We start from the raw sequence: 15,471 nt of genomic DNA on the forward strand, positions 1-15,471 counted from the left end.
CCCGAGGAGCCCCGGAGCTCGAGCGGCGGGTTAGCGAGATGGCCAGCGCAGGATGCCCACCTCGGTGCTGCCGTCCGACTCCAGATAGTCAGGATCAGCAGGGAACGCAATCCGATGCGGGCCCTCGTTGTCGTAACGGATCCGCACGTGCTCGTCGTCTGCCGGGGCGCCACGTTCCGCGGCCGCAACGGCCTCGGAGACCGTCGCGAAGCTGGCAAGACGCTGCAGCATCCCGATGGTCGGCGTCATCATCACCATGTCACCGGTCTCGTTTCGCCGGATGGCGTCAGCCGGCCGCACCCATTGGTGCTCGACGGCCTCGTCGTGGTCGGGCAACGGCACCTGGCCATCTGGCATCGCCGTCAGGAAGAACCGTGTGTCATAGCGGCGAGGAGAGCCCAGCGGCGTCACCCAACGGCCGATGAAATAGACGTTGTCGCCGTCGAGCAACAGGTCCTCATTGCGCACCGTCTCGACGAAGTCCCGGTCGCCGGCATTGACCTCGTCGCGGTACTGCGAGAACCGCTCGGCCACGTCGGGCGGCGAGAGATCGATGATTCCCGACGGCAAGTCCCGGGGATCGTCCACGCCGACCGGATGGTCGTGATGGGCGAGCAAGATACCGGCTTCCTCAAACGTCTCCCGCAGTGCTGCAACCCAGAAGGCGATGCCGCCCCGCTCGATGCCGATCTGAAACGAGGCTTCGCCGTCGGTCAGGCCCGACACCGTCTCGTCTGCTACCTGGGTGGCATCTTCGGGATCGACGGCGCCGCCGGGATACACCCACATGTCACCCACGAAGATCGAGCGGGAGTTGCGCTTGAGCATGAGCACATGGGGATCGTTCTCGTTGGACAGGATCATCACCGTCGCGGCATCACGTACCGGGATGGAGGCGGGGTCGTAGTCGCCGCCAGCGCCCGGCGACAACGCGCCGACCGAGGCGCGGCGCTCGGGGGCTCCGTCGGCCGTTTCAGTCACCGGCGGCCCGACAATTCCGTCAACACGCGATCGAGTGGCCGGTCGAGCGACTCAGTAGTCGATGCCTGCGCAGACGAGGCACTCTTCCCCGTCGTGGCTGGCACGGGCCGCTGCTGCGTCCTCGTCGGTCTGGTATTGGGGCGTCGGGAGCCGCTCGACGCGATCGTCCTCGTAGCCGCCCCCAGATGCGTCCTGCGTGGCGTCTTCGCCGTTGGGCGTTGCGCACTCGGGCAGATCCGCCGCCGTCGTGGACGGCGCAAACACCCTGTCCTTCCAGCGGTCCGTGTCAGACCAGCGGTAGGGCAGGTGCGCCATTGAACCCGGTACACCCAAGTTCTCGAACGCAGCGAACGTGTCCCGCAAGATGCGCAGATTCAGCTCAGGTTCGTGCGGCTTGCCCGACGTGTGCCCCAGCGGGTAGTCCAGATAGACGGAACGGGGCGGCCAAGCCGCACGGGTGATGTCACGGGCACTCGTCATCGACAGCGTCGGGATGCCCTCGGCCTCGATGGCCCTCGCGATCAGACCCCCGGTCTGATGGCAGACCGGTCACACCGGCACCAGCAGAACCACATCGAGCTCGTCGGCCACACAGCGCTTGGCGAGCGCCGGGATCAGCTCCTCATGCACCCGGCGGGTGCTGTAGATGCCACCCATCAGGGTGTACGCGTTCGGCCCCAGCTCACCGATCTCGCCGTTGTCGCGCAGCGTGCGCAGTGCCTCGATGGGGAACACGCAGTTGATGTCAGAACGCGCATCGGTCAGGTCGTAGGCGAAGTGCGTGGCCCGCAGATCGGCGGTGTCGACGTCGGTGGGGATCGCCCGGTATGTCGTGTCGTCGCGATAGTGGAACGCCGTCTGGCCGGTGACATAGATGCCGCCGGTGGCGACGAGCCCGACACGGCACTTCGAGATCGGCTTGGTCAGCGGCGTCCATGGCGGCGGCGTCTCGCTGTGAACCCAGCGGTATTCGCCATACCCCAGCCCGATGTACTGGGCCGTGATCCTTGGGATGTAGGTGACAGGCGGCTGCCGGGCCCCGCTGGACTGCGTTGTCTGCGCGCTCACGTTCATACGGTACGCCGTCCGGGCTGCGCGCGGCTGAAGACAGCCACTGGGACGGCGGTGTTGCCGGTTCGACTCCGAGCCCCGCAGGCGTCAGCTCCGCGCCAAATCTGGTAGCGAGCCCGTGGTGCCCGTGGCATCCTTGACCACCCCATGCGGGTCGTAGCTCAGTTGGTTAGAGCGCCAGTTTGTGGCACTGGAGGCCGGGGGTTCGAATCCCCTCGATCCGCCCGACACCCCTGCCCGCCGCATGTGCCGGGAGGGCGTCGTTAGCCTTGCCGGACACCATGCGCCTCTAGCTCAATTTGGCAGAGCAACGGACTCTTAATCCGCAGGTTCTGGGTTCAAGTCCCAGGGGGCGTACCACAGGCTCGCCGGAGGGCTCCGGCATGCGCACTGATGAGGTCGTTCGATGGGCCACGACAGCGAAGCCAGCGAACCGACGGCATCTGAGTTCCGGCCGTCAGCCGACGAATTGGTTGAGCACAACCGGCAGGCGGCGGACGCCGTCAAGACGCCCGGTATGGCGGCGCCGCCCAGCCGTCACGTGGCCATCGTCACCTGCATGGACGCCCGGATCGATCCGCTGGCGGAGATGGGCTTGACGGTGGGCGAAGCGCACGTCATGCGCAACGCAGGGGGGGTGGTGACCGACGACGTCATCCGGTCGCTGTGCATTTCGCAGCAGCTGCTCGGCACGCGGGAGATATTGGTCATACACCACACGAAGTGCGGTATGTGCGGGCTCGACGAAGCAGCGTTCAGCAACGACCTCGGCCAGCGCCTCGGCGCCCGGCCTAGCTGGCCCATCTGTTCGTTCGCGGACCCCGCCGACGACGTGCGTGCCGCCATCGCAACGCTGCGAGCCTCCCCCTTCATCGAGCACGACACAGCGGTTCGCGGCTTCATCTACGACGTCGACACCGGCCTGCTCAACGAGGTGCCGGCACTCAGCTGACGGCGGTCGACGCGGTGGGCCAGCCAGGGACGCCATCGTCTCGCTGCACGCCGGTGCTGTTAAGCAGCCCGCTGACCATCCGGTAGCAGCCCGAGGCTGCGATGAGGTGCACCATCTCGGCTTCGCTGAAGTGCGAAACCGCCTCGGCCCAGGTGGCGTCGGAGACGCAGTCGTCGGAGTACAGGTCGTCGACAACCTGCAGCAGCGCCGCCTCGGCGGCTGTCCAGTTGCCCTCGGCGATGGGCCGGGTGACGAGATAGATCTCCTCGTCGGTCATTACCTCGGCCAGGGCGATCAGCGTGTGCTGACCGAATTCGTACACCGACTGGCAGTTCCAGCCCGTGCGCAGCACGGCTATCTCGACATCGCGACGTGACAGGTCGCCCCGGTACAGGATCGCCATCGCGAATTCTCCGAATGCCTTGGAGATCGGGCGGCTGTGCGCGAGGGTCGCAATGACGTTGACGGCGTTGGCGAACGAGCTCTCCATGGCCTCGCGGGCCCGCTCGGCCACCTTCGGGATCGGCTCGAGTCGTGGCGTGGTCGGTCGTGGCAAGTGCATCAGCAGGCAGTCCTTCTCGTCGGTCCCGCAAATGTAGGAGAAGCTGCACGGAGCGGGCGATGCGTCGGGCACGACCACAAGGCCAGCGCCGCGGCCATGACATACTCCTCCATCACTCACCGGGAGCACCTCGTGCTTACTCGCCACGCGCTGCGTTCGGCCATCGCATTGATCACCGTGGTGGCCTTGAGCTGCACAAGCCCACCGACGGCGACAGAACAGCGGTCGGCACCGAGCACCAGCGCCTTCGCCGCGAGCACAGCGACATCGGCGTCGGTCCCCGTGCCGCAGCCCGGTAGCGATGAACCAACAGAGACTGCGACGAGTACGACGCTGGCCAACACAGCGGAATCGGGTGCGGTCGATGTATCTGTTGCAACGACTCAAGCAGTGACCCCCGCCGAGATCGAGACAGACGTACCGCCGGATGCCTTTCGTGCCATCAGCGCGGGCCGCCTCCATTGGTGCGGCTTGCGAGGCGACTACACCGTCACGTGCTGGGGTGCCAACTTCTACGGGCGGGCGGACCCGCCGACAGGCACCTTCGTCGACCTCGCGGCAGGCGATTCCCATACCTGCGGCGTCCGGGAAGACCGCTGGCTCGCCTGCTGGGGCTACAACTTCTACGGCCAGCTCGACGCGCCCGCAGGCACCTTCAGCGACGTGAGCGCCGGATGGCTGCATACGTGCGGCGTGCGAGACGACGGCGCGCTCACCTGCTGGGGCGATGATCGCCTAGAGCAGATCTCCGCACCAGCCGGCGCCTTCAGAGCCGTCGCGGCGGGCTCGCGCCACTCGTGTGCATTACGCGACGACTACACCGTCACCTGCTGGGGCAGCAACGAAGCCGGGCAACTCGAAGCACCTATCGACACCTTCAGCGCCGTGACCGTCGGCGCCCAGCATTCGTGCGGACTGCGAGCAGACGGCACCATCACCTGCTGGGGCGCCAACCTCGGAGGACAAGCCGACGCTCCATCCGGTTCCTTCCTGGAAGTCGCCGCCGGGGAGTTTCACACCTGCGGGCTGCGAGCAGACAGCACCGTCACCTGCTGGGGCCAGAATGGGTCAGGGGAATCCGACGCGCCTTCGGGCACATTTGTCTCCGTCACGGCGCGCGGAACCTCAGCCTGCGGATTGCGCGACAACGGAACCGTCACCTGTTGGGGGGAGTCCTTCAGCGGCTACGCACGGCCGCCCTCAGGCACGTTCAGCGCAATCTTCGCCGGCTGGCTGAACACCTGCGGACTGCGGAACAACGGCACCGTCACCTGCTGGGGCAACAACGACCTCGGGCAAGCCAGAACCCCTGCCGGTCAGTTCAGCACTCTCGCCATACGGTGGTCGCAGCCATGTGGGCTCCAGGCCGACGGAACGGTCGCCTGCTGGGGCGACGGCAACGACGAGCACGAGGATGCGCCGCCCGGTGCGTTCGTTGACATCGCCGCCGGCTTCGCACACACCTGCGGCCTGCGCAGCGACGGCAGTATCGAGTGCTGGAGCCACAGCGATGTCTTCGGCAACGATGTGGGGCAGTTGGAGGTGCCATCAGCCACCTATCAGGCGGTCGCGTCCGGCCCGAGACATAGCTGCGGTCTGGTATATGACGGCAGCATCACCTGTTGGGGGGCGAACGAGCACGGTCAAACAGACGCTCCCTCCGGCACGTTCGTCGCCCTCTCCCTAGGCCACGATCATTCATGCGGATTGCGGGAGGACGGCACCGCGGCGTGCTGGGGCAGAGACTTCCATGGGCAGACGTATCCACCGCCCGACAAGTTCTCCGCGATTTCCTCCGGCTGGGACAGCACATGCGGCCTGCGCATCGACGGCACCGTCGCCTGTTGGGGCGACAACAGCTACGGGCAATCCGACCCTCCTGCTGGCACGTTCGCCTCCGTCACTGCTGGCAAGCACCACTCATGTGGCCTGCGTGAGGACGGCACGGCGGAGTGCTGGCCGCAGCTGCCGCAGGGGGTGGACTACTACTACAGCAGGGACTACCTGAGGGAGCACTGACCGGTTAGGGCGTGTCACAGCACGACAACACCGATCATCGGATGGCCCGTGAGAGTGCTCCCTAGGCTGCGGGCATGACCGAGCCAGCCATCTCGACCTTTCCCGTGCCCGACATAGCGGACATGCCCGACGACCTGCGCGAGCGGATCGAGCTCATCCAGTCCAAGACCGGATTCGTGCCCAACGTGTTCCTCGCACTGGCCCATCGGCCCGAGGAGATGCGCGCCTTCATGGCCTACCACGACGCGCTCATGGAGGGCCCCAGCGGGCTGACGAAGGCTGAGCGGGAGATGATCGTGGTGGCCACCAGCGGGGCCAACAACTGCCTGTATTGCGTGGTGGCGCACGGGGCGATCCTGCGCATCCGCGCCAAAGATCCACTGCTGGCTGACCAGCTGGCCGTCGACCCCTCCAAGGCTGATCTCACCGATCGGCAACGGGCGATGATCGACTTCGCCCTGAAGATGTGCAGCGAGCCGTGGTCGGCCTCAGCCGACGATCACGACGAGCTGCGGGCTCATGGGTTCAGCAACGACGACATCTGGGACATCGGTGCCATCACCGGCCTGTTCGCCCTGTCGAACCGGATGGCCCACCTGACGTCGATGAGGCCCAACGACGAGTTCTTCACGATGGGCCGCTAGCGCGTCGGGTACACCAGCGCGCCCTCGGCCGCAGCCGCAGGTGCCACCACCACGATGGTGCCGTCCTGCACCTGGACGGTGCCCATCGGCTTGGCCACATTGACGCCGCGCTCGTCGAAGCGGATCGGGCCGTAGAAGGTGTCGATATCGAGATCTCGCAACGCATCACGCACGGCATCGGTGTCGAGGCTGCCGGCAGCCTCGATGGCTAGGTGCAGCGCAAGCGCGGCGGTGGTCGATCCGGCCGCCTGGTAGATGGGCGCTTCGCCCCAGAGGTCCTCGTAGGTGTCTGCATAGGCACTCGCTGAGCCGAAGCTCTCGTCCTCGTAGGCCATCACGGGCTCCCACGGCGTGGGCCCGAGCACGCCGTCGGCGCCACTGCCGACATCAGCAAGCAGCTGCGGGTTGGCGGGGCCGACAGTGATGAGCATGGCGTCGGGACCGAAGCCCTGTGCCTGTGCCGCGCGCAGGAACAGCACGGCGTCGTCGTAGTGGCCGCCGCCCACGAAGATGTCCGGTTCGAGTGCCGCAAGCTCGGTCATGAGATCGTCGACGTTGTCGACGCCGACCGGGTACTGCCTCATCGCCAGCACCTCAATGCCGTTGGCCTCGAGGTGGCGCTGCGCTCCCTCCGCAACCGACGCGGCGAACGGCGTGTCTTCATGCGCCACCACTGCGGTGCGCGCACCGCGCTCTGCGAGCAACTCGATGCTCGACCGCGTGTAGTCGGAGGCGACAACGCCGATGTAGAACAGGTTGCGGTAGCCCCGGTCGAAGAGACCGTCGGAGGCGCCGTTGCCTTCCACCATGATCACGTCTCGCGCCTCGGCGGCGGCGCTGGCAGGTCCGGTCAGCGTGCTGGAGTACGGGCCGAGCAGGAAGTCGACTTCGTCTTCGTCGATGAGCTGCTCGATGAGAGCGCCGATCCGGTCGGGGTCAGACTCATCGTCGCGATAGACGATCTCGGCCCGGTAGCGGCCGTCGCCGACGCGGATGCCGCCGTGTTCCTCATTCACCCAGCGCAGCCAGGTGTCGTAGCCCTGACGCACAGCCTTGCCTTCGGCAGCGAATCGGCCCGTTTCGCTCAGCGCTGCGCCGATGCGGACCGTGCCGTCGAAACCGTCATCGGCGCCGTCGCCGGCGTCGGCCCCGGTGCACGCCGCCGCCAGCAGAACAGCCGCTGCCAACGCTGCCGCAGTTTGCGCTCGACGGCGCCACGGAGTACCGAATTGAGCTCGAGTCATGTTCAAGTCTCCGGTCTGTTCAGGGTTCCTGTCCGCAACCGGCCGGCAGCGTATGTGCAGGAATGCGATACAACACGCTGCGCTCTTCATACTGGTCGTGTTTTCTCGTCGTCTGCGCACTCCCAATCACCCGTCGCTGACTGCTAGAACCGACCGGGTGGAGCCGAAGGCACTGCCGGGTCCCGCGTCGGAGCGCATGTCCAAGCAGCGCTCCCGCGATACGGGACCGGAGCGGCTGATCCGCTTAGCGCTGCACCGGCGCGGCCTGCGCTACTTCGTGCATCGCCGGCCGCTGCCCGAGGTGCGCCGGGAAGCCGACGTGGTGTTCCCCCGCTTGCGGGTAGCGATCTTCGTGGACGGCTGCTTCTGGCACGGATGCCCCGAACACGGCACCAAGCCCCGCCGCAACGCCGAGTACTGGGAAACCAAGATCGCCCGCAACCGCGCCCGCGACGCCGACACCGACGCTCGCCTGGAGGCCGCCGGCTGGACCCCAGTCCGCATCTGGGAACACGAAGAACCTGACGAAGCCGCCGCTCAGATCGAGCAGCTCATCCGCGCCCGCGCTCACCGCCTCTCAAAGCCCTAGCGCCCGGGCAATTGGGCCGGAAATCGGTGGAAGCCTCCGAATGCGACGGCGTAGTCTCGATGACGTGGTGGTGACACTGGATCTCTCCAAGGAAGGCATGGCCCGATTGCATGCCGAGGCCGAGCGTCGGCACATCAGTGTTGACGCCGTGATCGAGGAATGGGCCGCATCACTGCCCGCCAAGGACGGCACTGCCAAGCGCAAGCGGCCCAGTTTCGTGGCCATGGGGTCGTCCAGTTCGGGCCGGCGGGCATCTGATGCCGACGACATGCTCGCCGAAGGCTTCGGCAGCGATCTGTCGAGTTGATCGTCGACACCGGCGTACTTGTGGCGGCTGCCGACTTGGCGGATCCGGACCATCGCGCCTGTGCCGATTTGCTCGATGAGAACTTGGATGGGCTCAGGGCCTCACCGCTCGTTATCGCTGAAACTGGATATCTGATCGGACGTCAACTGGGTTCGCGCTCGGAGGCACAGTTCTTCGACGCCGTCGCCGACGGCGAAATCCACGTCGAAACGTTGACAGCCGACGACTGGCGCCGCACCGCCGAACTGGTGGGCGCATACGCAGACATGCCGCTGGGTGGCACCGATGCGAGCGTCGTTGCGATAGCAGAGCGACTCGGAGAAACCTCGATTGCGACACTCGATCATCGACACTTCGGTGTGGTGCGACCCAGCCACGTTGGAGCGTTTCGCCTCCTGCCCTGAGCTCGGTGGCGTGAAGGTCGTACGAGGCCACAACATGTCTCCTCACCGCGACGTTGGCGCAGTGGCTCACAGAGCGGCGTTCAGCGCAGCGAGTCTTGGTAGACGTGCTCGTGGTGCCAGCGCAGGTACGCAGGGCGGGGCTGCTCAATCCCCAGCGGCAGGACCAAGGCTTCTCGCAGCGACTCGCCAAAGTTGTGCTCGACCCCTTCGTCTTGCTGAAGGCTGGCCCGTAGTCGTCGAGATCGATGCACGCGTAGCCCGCCGTTTACGGTGATCAGGCCCTTGTCGAACGCGGCATCGTGAGTCGGGCACGCAGCGACCCCGTTTCGCGGATCGCGCCGTTCACTGTTGGTCGAGTCAGCCCAAGGCTTGATGTGTGACGCGACGATGAGCCGGTTCCCCTTCAGGGATCGAGGGGCCATGCCACAGAACCCACATGTGAAGTCGAATCGTCGCAACACTTCCGTCGCGAATGCCTTCTGACCGACTCGGGCGCGGTGCCGGACGATCCGTGTTGTCTCAGCGGCAGATAGTTCTTGACCCTTTTGCAGCTTGGCAGCACGGAATCTCGCGGCCTCCCGCTCGATGATCTCCTCATAACGTGAGTTCTCCACGTCCTCAAGACCGAGATGCGCGTAGTCGGTCACCTGCTCCAACCGGAGGAAATCGGGCAGTCGCCGAGCGCCGACGCCAAGTCGCCGAGCTGCGCGCAACGCCGTCCCATACAGCTCGTAGTAGCGGACGACGTCGGCTCCCATTCTCTCGAAGATCTGAACCTCATACTTTGCTCCGTTCATGCGATCGCCGTTCAGATTCATCATCTTGTTGGTGATCGAGCTTGGGCGGCGCTTAAAGAGGACAGCGAGATGGTGGACGAGCTCTGGGGCTTTGTGAATCGTCTGCCCGCCATAGCGGCGGGGGTCCACCACTGGGTCGTCGGAAAGGAAGAGCCCATAGCAAAGCAACGTCTCTACCGGCGTGAAGTTGACCTGTCGCTTGCCCGGCGGTGGCATACGACGCTGCAGGATGCTCCTCCACTGAGCAACGGCCTCGGGCTCGCTGAGGTCCAAGTAGTCGCTCAGCGCTGTCATTCAGTCATGTTCGCATTCTCTTAGTTCCAGCGGACGACATGCGCACGGCTCGCCGCAGCCCCGCAGCAGTCTTCCGTCGCGAAACTGCGGCAGCGCGTTCAGGATTGCGACTTCGAGTATCTCGTCGAAGTGTTGTCGACAGGCGAAGACAGTGGACTTCACTCTTCCGGCATCAAGCTTCCACGACACGCAATACCACGCGCCGCTGCCGCCAGGCGGCGGCGGACAGACTCCACATTCGCGGTAGCCGAAATCGACTGACACGACGAGTCGAATCTTGCCTCCAGCCTGCGGTACTTCCTCGAGCGACGTGCTGAGAGCCATCTTTCCTCCTTGGCTGACTCCATGCGGCAACCATGCCGGCCTGAGGCCAGCGGAGGCCGGCAATTCACCGGGCTCAGCAGCAGGTGAGGATCCGGCGCGTCGGCCGGTGCGCTGGCGGTCGTCAGAAGCCGAGGGCGGTGAGGGGGTCGGTGTAGGGGAGGTCGAGGGCGGCGGCTACGTGGGGCTCGGTGACGTGGCCCTTGTAAACGTTGAGGCCGGCTCGCAGGTGGGGGTCGGTGCGCAGGGCGTCGAGGCCGTTTTCGGCGATGGCCAGCACCCTCGGCAGGGTGGCATCGCTGAGCGCCCGAGTGGAGGTGACGGGGACCGCGCCTGGCATGTTCGCCACGCAGTAGTGGACGATGCCGTCGACCACGAAGGTCGGGTCGGCGTGCGTGGTGGGTTGCGACGTCTCGAAGCAGCCACCTTGGTCGATGGCCACGTCCACCACCACCGAGCCGGGTCGCATCTGGCTGATCATCTCGGCAGTCACCAGCTTGGGTGCCCGGGCGCCGGTCACCAGCACAGCGCCGATCACCAGGTCGGCACCCAGCACCTCGGTCTCTACGGTTGCCCGGGTGGACGTCACGGTGACCACTGACGCGCCGAAGCGCTGCTCGAGATGGTCCAGGGCAGCGGGGTCGATGTCGAGCACTCGCACATCGGCACCCATGCCGATGGCGATCTCGGCGGCGTTCTCGCCGACCACGCCCCCGCCGATGATCACGACCCGGGCCGGCGGCACGCCTGGCACACCGCCGATCAGCAGGCCGATGCCCCCGTGGGCGGTCTCCAAGGCCCAGGCGCCGGCCTGCACGGCGAGTCGGCCAGCCACCCGCGACATCGGGGCTAGCAGCGGCAGGCCGCCACGCGAGTCGGTCACGGTTTCGTAGGCGACGCACGCCGCGCCCGAGTCCACGAGATCCGACGTCTGATCGGGGTCGGGCGCAAGGTGCAGGTAGGCGAAGAGGATCTGGCCCTCGCCGAGCATCTTGCGCTCGGACGCCTGCGGTTCTTTGACCTTCACGATGAGCTCAGCCTTGGCCCACACCTCGCTACAGCCGCCGATGAGCGCACCGGCAGCCTCGTACTCGGCATCGGACACACGGATGCCTGCGCCGGCGCCGCTCTCCACGAGCACCTGATGGTCGTGCAGCACTAGCTCGCGCACGGCGTGCGGCGTCAACCCGACGCGTTGCTCGCCCGCCTTGAGCTCACGAGGCAATCCGATCAGCATGCGGTCACCTCCCAAGCAGGCGCCCAACTCCCCCAGCGCCCGCTGAGGGGGCGCACCCCGTGCGGGCCAACAAGCCCGGGCGAAGTCTACGATTCCGCCGATGGGCACCCGTGACCAGGGGACCGACACCCGCACCGCGGACGGCGGCGGTGTCACCACCGACGGCTGGACCCTGCCAGCGCTCGTTCACCAGGCGGCGGCTGCTCACGGCGACCGCGAGTTTCTGTCATTCGAAGACGGCCGCACGCTCAGCTTCGCCGAGCTCGACCGTCAGACCGACCGGCTCGCCACGGCGCTTGCTGATCTCGGGCTGCGGCCGGGTGACCGTCTGCTGGGTTTGCTCACCAACAGCCTCGAGTTCATGCTGCTGATGATCGCCACCCACAAACGGCGGGCGATCTTCGTGCCCGTCAATACCGACTTGCGCGGCACCTTCCTGGAGCACCAGGTCAACAACTCAGAGCCGCGCATCGTGGCGGTCGACCACGGGCTGCTGGAACGCTTCGATGACATCGAGCCGGGCTCGCTGGATGCGTCCAAGTCGGCCGCGTCAGAGTCGGACATTCAGGCCACGATCCTGATCGACGACGGCGATTACGGCGTCGGCGCCGGCGGCGTGCTCATGGGCACCGAGGAAGTCTCGATCGAAGAGCTGCTGGACACCGACGTGCGTCCCGAAGCGGTGCTGCAGGCCGAACCCAGCGACGTCTGCACGATCATGTACACCTCGGGCACGACCGGCCCGGCCAAGGGCGTGCTGATGCCACAGGCGCACTGCTACCTGTTCGGTCTCGGCACTGCGCGCAGCCTCCAGATCACCTCGGACGATCGCTTCTACTGCTGCATGCCGCTGTTCCATGCGAACGGCCTGTTCATGCAGGTCTTTGCGTCGCTGCACGCCGGCGCCTCGGTCTACGTGGAGAAGCGGTTCAGCGCCGGCAAGTGGCTCGACGCGGTGAGGCGACACCAGATCACCCTGACCAATGCCCTCGGCGTCATGCCCGAGTTCATCTGGCGCAGCGCCCCGACTGACCGCGATCGAGACCATCAGCTGCGGGCCGTCATCGCCCTGCCCGTGGCGGCGGAATGGGCCGCGGCGTTCGAAGAGCGGTTCGGCGTGCGGATCATGCAGGGCTACGGCATGACCGAGGTCAACATGGTTGCGTTCACCGAGTTCGACGACCCGGTGATGGCGGGCTGCGCTGGGCGGCCGCTGGCCGACTATTTCGACGTGATCGTGGCCGACCCCGAAACCGACCAGCCGATCGCGCCGAACGAAACCGGCGAGATCCTGGTGCGCCCCAAGGTGCCGTACTGCTTCAACGTGGGCTATCACCGCATGCCCGAGCGCACCGTGGCCGCGTGGCGGAACCTGTGGTTCCACACCGGCGATGCAGGCAAGCTCGACGATGCCGGGCGCCTGCACTTCGTGGATCGGCTGAACGACCGCATCCGCCGGCGTGGCGAGAACATCTCCAGCTACGAGGTGGAGACGGTCATCAACGGCTACGACCGCGTGATCGAAAGCGCCGTTGTCGGCTTGCGCGTCGAAGGCGCCGGCGGCGAGGACGAGGTGCTGGCCGTGGTCGCCGTCAGCGGGCCGGCGCCCGACCCGGTCCACTTCCTGGACTGGTGCGTGCCGCGCATGCCCCGCCACAGCGTCCCGCGCTTCCTGCACTTCGTCACCGAGCTTGACAAGACCGCATCAGGCAAGATCCGCAAGCAGGCCATCCGCGACGCCGGCGTCACGCCGCAACTCTGGGACCGGGAGTCAGTCGGTTACATCGTGGCCCGCGACTGAGCGGGCACAGCCAGCACAGCGGCCCGCGACTGAGCAGGCACAGCCAGCACAGCGGCCCGCGACTGAGCAGGCACAGCCAGCACAGCGGCCCGCGACTGAGCGCCTACAGGTCGGGGCGGAGCAGGACGCGGCCAGTCGTGCGACGTTCGTGCAGGTCTCGCAGGCCGTCGATGAGGCCGTCGAGCGGTAGCTCCTGGCTGACGAGCGGGTCGAGCGTGCCGTTGGCCACCTGCGGCCAGATCTCGGCGTAGCACTCGTCGAGCACCTCGTCCTTGCGGCCGCGGTAGCCGCCCATGTGCACGCCGACCACCGAGTAGTTCTTCACCAGCAGGTGGTTCGCCGGTGCCTGCGGGATGGTGCCGCTGGCAAATCCGACCACCAGAAGCCGGCCTTCCCAGGCCACCAGCCGCCGGGCCACGTCGAAGTACTTGCCGCCGACTGGGTCGTAGATGATGTCGCAGCCCCGGCCCCCGGTGGCATCCATCACCGACTGGTAGAGATCGTCGTTGTCGTAGTCGATGACGATGTCGGCGCCGAGCTGACGGCAGGTCTCCACCTTGGCGGGCCCGCCGGCTGCGGCAAGCACCGTGCAGCCTTCTGCCTTGGCCATCTGCACCGCCGCAGAACCGACGCCGCCAGCGGCCGCGAGCACCAGCACCGTCTCGCCGGCCTGCATCTGTCCGCGCCGGTACAGCGAGAACCACGCCGTGCCGTAGATCACATTGGCGGCACACGCCGCGGGGATCGACACGTCGTCCGGCACGTGCCGTGCCGTGCGGCCCCGGATGAGCGCCTCGCTGGCGTATCCACCCCAGCCGCCGGCGCCTGAGCCGATGACCCGATCGCCCACCTTCAGATCGCAATCGGGGCCCACGGCCACCACGGTGCCCGACGCTCCCATTCCCGGTGTGAACGGAGGATCCCAGCGCTCCTGGTAGGTGCCCTGGCAGTGCAAGATGTCTGCGAAGTTGAGGTCGGTGGCCTCCACGGTGATCCGTGCCTGACCGGGACCGGGCTCGGGAGAGTCGTACTCGCCCAGTTCCAGCACGTCCCACGGGTAGCCCAACTCGTTCAGTCGCCACGCTTTCATCGGTGCTCCCTGATTCGATCGCTTGCGCACTCGGCCCGGTTCGCTGAACCCGGCCGAGACGGCAGCACCGTAGCAATGGCCAAGCACATGGTTCCGGGAACCCACTCCGGCTGGACGCGTACGCTCGTAGCGAGACAAGGGGGCAACGTGGCGCTCACAACACAGGACCGCAGCACCGGGTCACATCCGGAGGACTCCGCCGACATCATCCCGGTCCTCGATCTGGCCGCGCTGAACGAGCCGGTGCCCGATGCCGCAGCCCAGGCTGCCCTCGCGGCAGAACTGCGGGATGCGCTCACCGAGGTGGGCTTCTTCTTCATCGTCAACCACGGCGTGGCCGCCAGCACGATCGAGCACATGTTCGATGAGGCCCGTCGCATCCACGCGATGCCCCAGGAGGTCAAGGACTCGATCCCGATGGGCAAGGTGGTCGGCGGCTACCTCGGGATGGGCGGCGGCACGTCGTATGCGTCCGACATCGCGGGACCGGTTCGCAAGCCCAACCAGAACGAGGCCTTCTTCTGTCACCGGCACGGCTACCACACCCAGAACCAGTTCCCGCCGCTTGACGGGTTCGCCGAGAGCTGCGAGCAGTACATCGATCAGCTCATCGCGCTCGGCTCACGGATGCTGCCGATCCTGGCGCTGTCGCTGGACCTGCCCCCGGACTACTTCGTCCCTCACTTCAACGAGCCCAGCGTGTCGCTGCGCATGTCGCATTACCCGCCGATGGACTACGACGACAACGAGTGGGGCCTGGCGCCCCACACGGACAGCTCGGTGTTCACGTTCCTGCCGGCCAACGACGTGCCGGGCCTGGAGATACGGCCCGCCGGCTACGACTGGATCTCGCCGCCCCAGATGGCCGGCTCGTACCTCGTGAACAGCGGCGACATGCTGAAGCGCTGGACGAACAACGTGTACCTGTCCACGGCGCACCGGGCGCGCAACCTGTCAGCCGGCGACCGGTACGCCGTGCCGTTCTTCTACGGGGCCCGCGACGACGCCGTCGTGGACCCGGTGCCCACCACGGTCAGCGCCGAACGCCCGGCCCGTCACGAGCCGATCACCTACGGCGACTACCAGCGCTGGTTCCTGAACCGGAACTACGAGAATGTCACCGGCGAAAAGGTGGGCAAGTTCGAGAGCTGAGCCCCC

17 protein-coding genes and 2 tRNA genes are annotated in these 15,471 nt (G+C 66.6%); 10 read left to right on the top strand and 9 right to left on the bottom strand.

What is annotated here, in order from left to right:
- Nucleotides 1-30 precede the first annotated feature (30 nt).
- The 3 genes from ACOGXE_RS03080 to ACOGXE_RS03090 form a co-directional block, all read right to left on the bottom strand.
- Nucleotides 31-981, bottom strand: coding sequence for an NUDIX hydrolase (locus ACOGXE_RS03080; protein ID WP_419932484.1), 951 nt, complete (start codon nt 979-981; stop codon nt 31-33).
- 51 nt (nt 982-1,032) lie between these two features.
- On the bottom strand, nt 1,033-1,461 hold the full coding sequence (locus tag ACOGXE_RS03085) for a hypothetical protein (protein WP_419932485.1): 429 nt from the start codon (nt 1,459-1,461) through the stop codon (nt 1,033-1,035).
- A gap of 69 nt (nt 1,462-1,530) precedes the next feature.
- Nucleotides 1,531-2,049: a glycine/sarcosine/betaine reductase selenoprotein B family protein gene (locus tag ACOGXE_RS03090; protein WP_419932486.1), complete on the bottom strand. Its 519-nt coding sequence runs from the start codon at nt 2,047-2,049 to the stop codon at nt 1,531-1,533.
- A gap of 152 nt (nt 2,050-2,201) precedes the next feature.
- Here ACOGXE_RS03090 and ACOGXE_RS03095 point away from each other — a divergent pair.
- The 3 genes from ACOGXE_RS03095 (at nt 2,202) to ACOGXE_RS03105 (ending at nt 3,004) form a co-directional block, all read left to right on the top strand.
- Nucleotides 2,202-2,277: transfer RNA gene (locus ACOGXE_RS03095), tRNA-His, on the top strand.
- 58 nt (nt 2,278-2,335) lie between these two features.
- A tRNA-Lys gene (locus ACOGXE_RS03100) sits at nt 2,336-2,412 on the top strand.
- A 46-nt stretch (nt 2,413-2,458) separates the two neighbouring features.
- Nucleotides 2,459-3,004: a beta-class carbonic anhydrase gene (locus ACOGXE_RS03105; protein WP_419932487.1), complete on the top strand. Its 546-nt coding sequence runs from the start codon at nt 2,459-2,461 to the stop codon at nt 3,002-3,004.
- Here the strand turns inward: ACOGXE_RS03105 and ACOGXE_RS03110 are convergent.
- Nucleotides 2,997-3,638: a carboxymuconolactone decarboxylase family protein gene (locus tag ACOGXE_RS03110; RefSeq protein WP_419932488.1), complete on the bottom strand. Its 642-nt coding sequence runs from the start codon at nt 3,636-3,638 to the stop codon at nt 2,997-2,999. The genes ACOGXE_RS03105 and ACOGXE_RS03110 overlap by 8 nt on opposite strands.
- A 318-nt stretch (nt 3,639-3,956) precedes the next feature.
- On the opposite strand from ACOGXE_RS03110, the gene ACOGXE_RS03115 reads away from it, so the two are divergent.
- The gene (locus ACOGXE_RS03115) at nt 3,957-5,585 is read left to right on the top strand and encodes an RCC1 domain-containing protein (protein WP_419932489.1); all 1,629 of its coding nucleotides are present in this window, start codon (nt 3,957-3,959) and stop codon (nt 5,583-5,585) included.
- A gap of 74 nt (nt 5,586-5,659) precedes the next feature.
- Nucleotides 5,660-6,229 (top strand): peroxidase-related enzyme, encoded by a 570-nt coding sequence (locus ACOGXE_RS03120; protein ID WP_419932490.1) that lies wholly within the window; start codon nt 5,660-5,662, stop codon nt 6,227-6,229.
- Here ACOGXE_RS03120 and ACOGXE_RS03125 read toward each other — a convergent pair.
- A complete protein-coding gene (locus ACOGXE_RS03125) occupies nt 6,226-7,416 on the bottom strand; it encodes an amino acid ABC transporter substrate-binding protein (protein WP_419932491.1) in 1,191 nt (396 codons plus the stop codon). The genes ACOGXE_RS03120 and ACOGXE_RS03125 overlap by 4 nt on opposite strands.
- Before the next feature lie 214 nt (nt 7,417-7,630).
- On the opposite strand from ACOGXE_RS03125, the gene ACOGXE_RS03130 reads away from it, so the two are divergent.
- From ACOGXE_RS03130 to ACOGXE_RS03140, 3 genes are all read left to right on the top strand, one after another.
- Complete coding sequence (locus ACOGXE_RS03130; RefSeq protein ID WP_419932492.1) at nt 7,631-8,062, top strand: very short patch repair endonuclease; 432 nt, start codon at nt 7,631-7,633, stop codon at nt 8,060-8,062.
- A gap of 64 nt (nt 8,063-8,126) precedes the next feature.
- Nucleotides 8,127-8,369: a hypothetical protein gene (locus ACOGXE_RS03135; RefSeq protein ID WP_419932493.1), complete on the top strand. Its 243-nt coding sequence runs from the start codon at nt 8,127-8,129 to the stop codon at nt 8,367-8,369.
- The gene (locus tag ACOGXE_RS03140) at nt 8,366-8,773 is read left to right on the top strand and encodes a type II toxin-antitoxin system VapC family toxin (RefSeq protein ID WP_419932494.1); all 408 of its coding nucleotides are present in this window, start codon (nt 8,366-8,368) and stop codon (nt 8,771-8,773) included. Before ACOGXE_RS03135 ends, ACOGXE_RS03140 begins: the two co-directional genes overlap by 4 nt.
- 80 nt (nt 8,774-8,853) lie before the next feature.
- On the opposite strand, the gene ACOGXE_RS03145 is transcribed toward ACOGXE_RS03140, so the two are convergent.
- The 3 genes from ACOGXE_RS03145 to ald all read right to left on the bottom strand — a co-directional run bounded on the left by ACOGXE_RS03145 (nt 8,854) and on the right by ald (nt 11,422).
- Nucleotides 8,854-9,864 (bottom strand): HNH endonuclease, encoded by a 1,011-nt coding sequence (locus tag ACOGXE_RS03145; protein ID WP_419932495.1) that lies wholly within the window; start codon nt 9,862-9,864, stop codon nt 8,854-8,856.
- Nucleotides 9,865-10,188 (bottom strand): hypothetical protein, encoded by a 324-nt coding sequence (locus ACOGXE_RS03150; protein WP_419932496.1) that lies wholly within the window; start codon nt 10,186-10,188, stop codon nt 9,865-9,867.
- Between the two features lie 121 nt (nt 10,189-10,309).
- Nucleotides 10,310-11,422 carry an alanine dehydrogenase gene (gene ald, locus ACOGXE_RS03155; protein ID WP_419932497.1) on the bottom strand — a complete coding sequence of 371 codons (1,113 nt, stop codon included), beginning with the start codon at nt 11,420-11,422 and terminating at the stop codon, nt 10,310-10,312.
- Between the two features lie 100 nt (nt 11,423-11,522).
- Between ald and ACOGXE_RS03160 the strand changes: the two genes are divergently transcribed.
- Nucleotides 11,523-13,223 (top strand): AMP-binding protein, encoded by a 1,701-nt coding sequence (locus ACOGXE_RS03160; protein ID WP_419932498.1) that lies wholly within the window; start codon nt 11,523-11,525, stop codon nt 13,221-13,223.
- 103 nt (nt 13,224-13,326) lie between these two features.
- Here ACOGXE_RS03160 and ACOGXE_RS03165 read toward each other — a convergent pair whose 3' ends face one another.
- Nucleotides 13,327-14,313: an NADPH:quinone oxidoreductase family protein gene (locus ACOGXE_RS03165; RefSeq protein ID WP_419932499.1), complete on the bottom strand. Its 987-nt coding sequence runs from the start codon at nt 14,311-14,313 to the stop codon at nt 13,327-13,329.
- A 147-nt stretch (nt 14,314-14,460) separates the two neighbouring features.
- On the opposite strand from ACOGXE_RS03165, the gene ACOGXE_RS03170 reads away from it, so the two are divergent.
- Nucleotides 14,461-15,465, top strand: coding sequence for an isopenicillin N synthase family dioxygenase (locus ACOGXE_RS03170; protein WP_419932500.1), 1,005 nt, complete (start codon nt 14,461-14,463; stop codon nt 15,463-15,465).
- Nucleotides 15,466-15,471: the final 6 nt, after the last annotated feature.

Source organism: Candidatus Poriferisodalis sp. (assembly GCF_965208555.1).
Lineage (GTDB): Bacteria > Actinomycetota > Acidimicrobiia > Acidimicrobiales > Poriferisodalaceae > Poriferisodalis.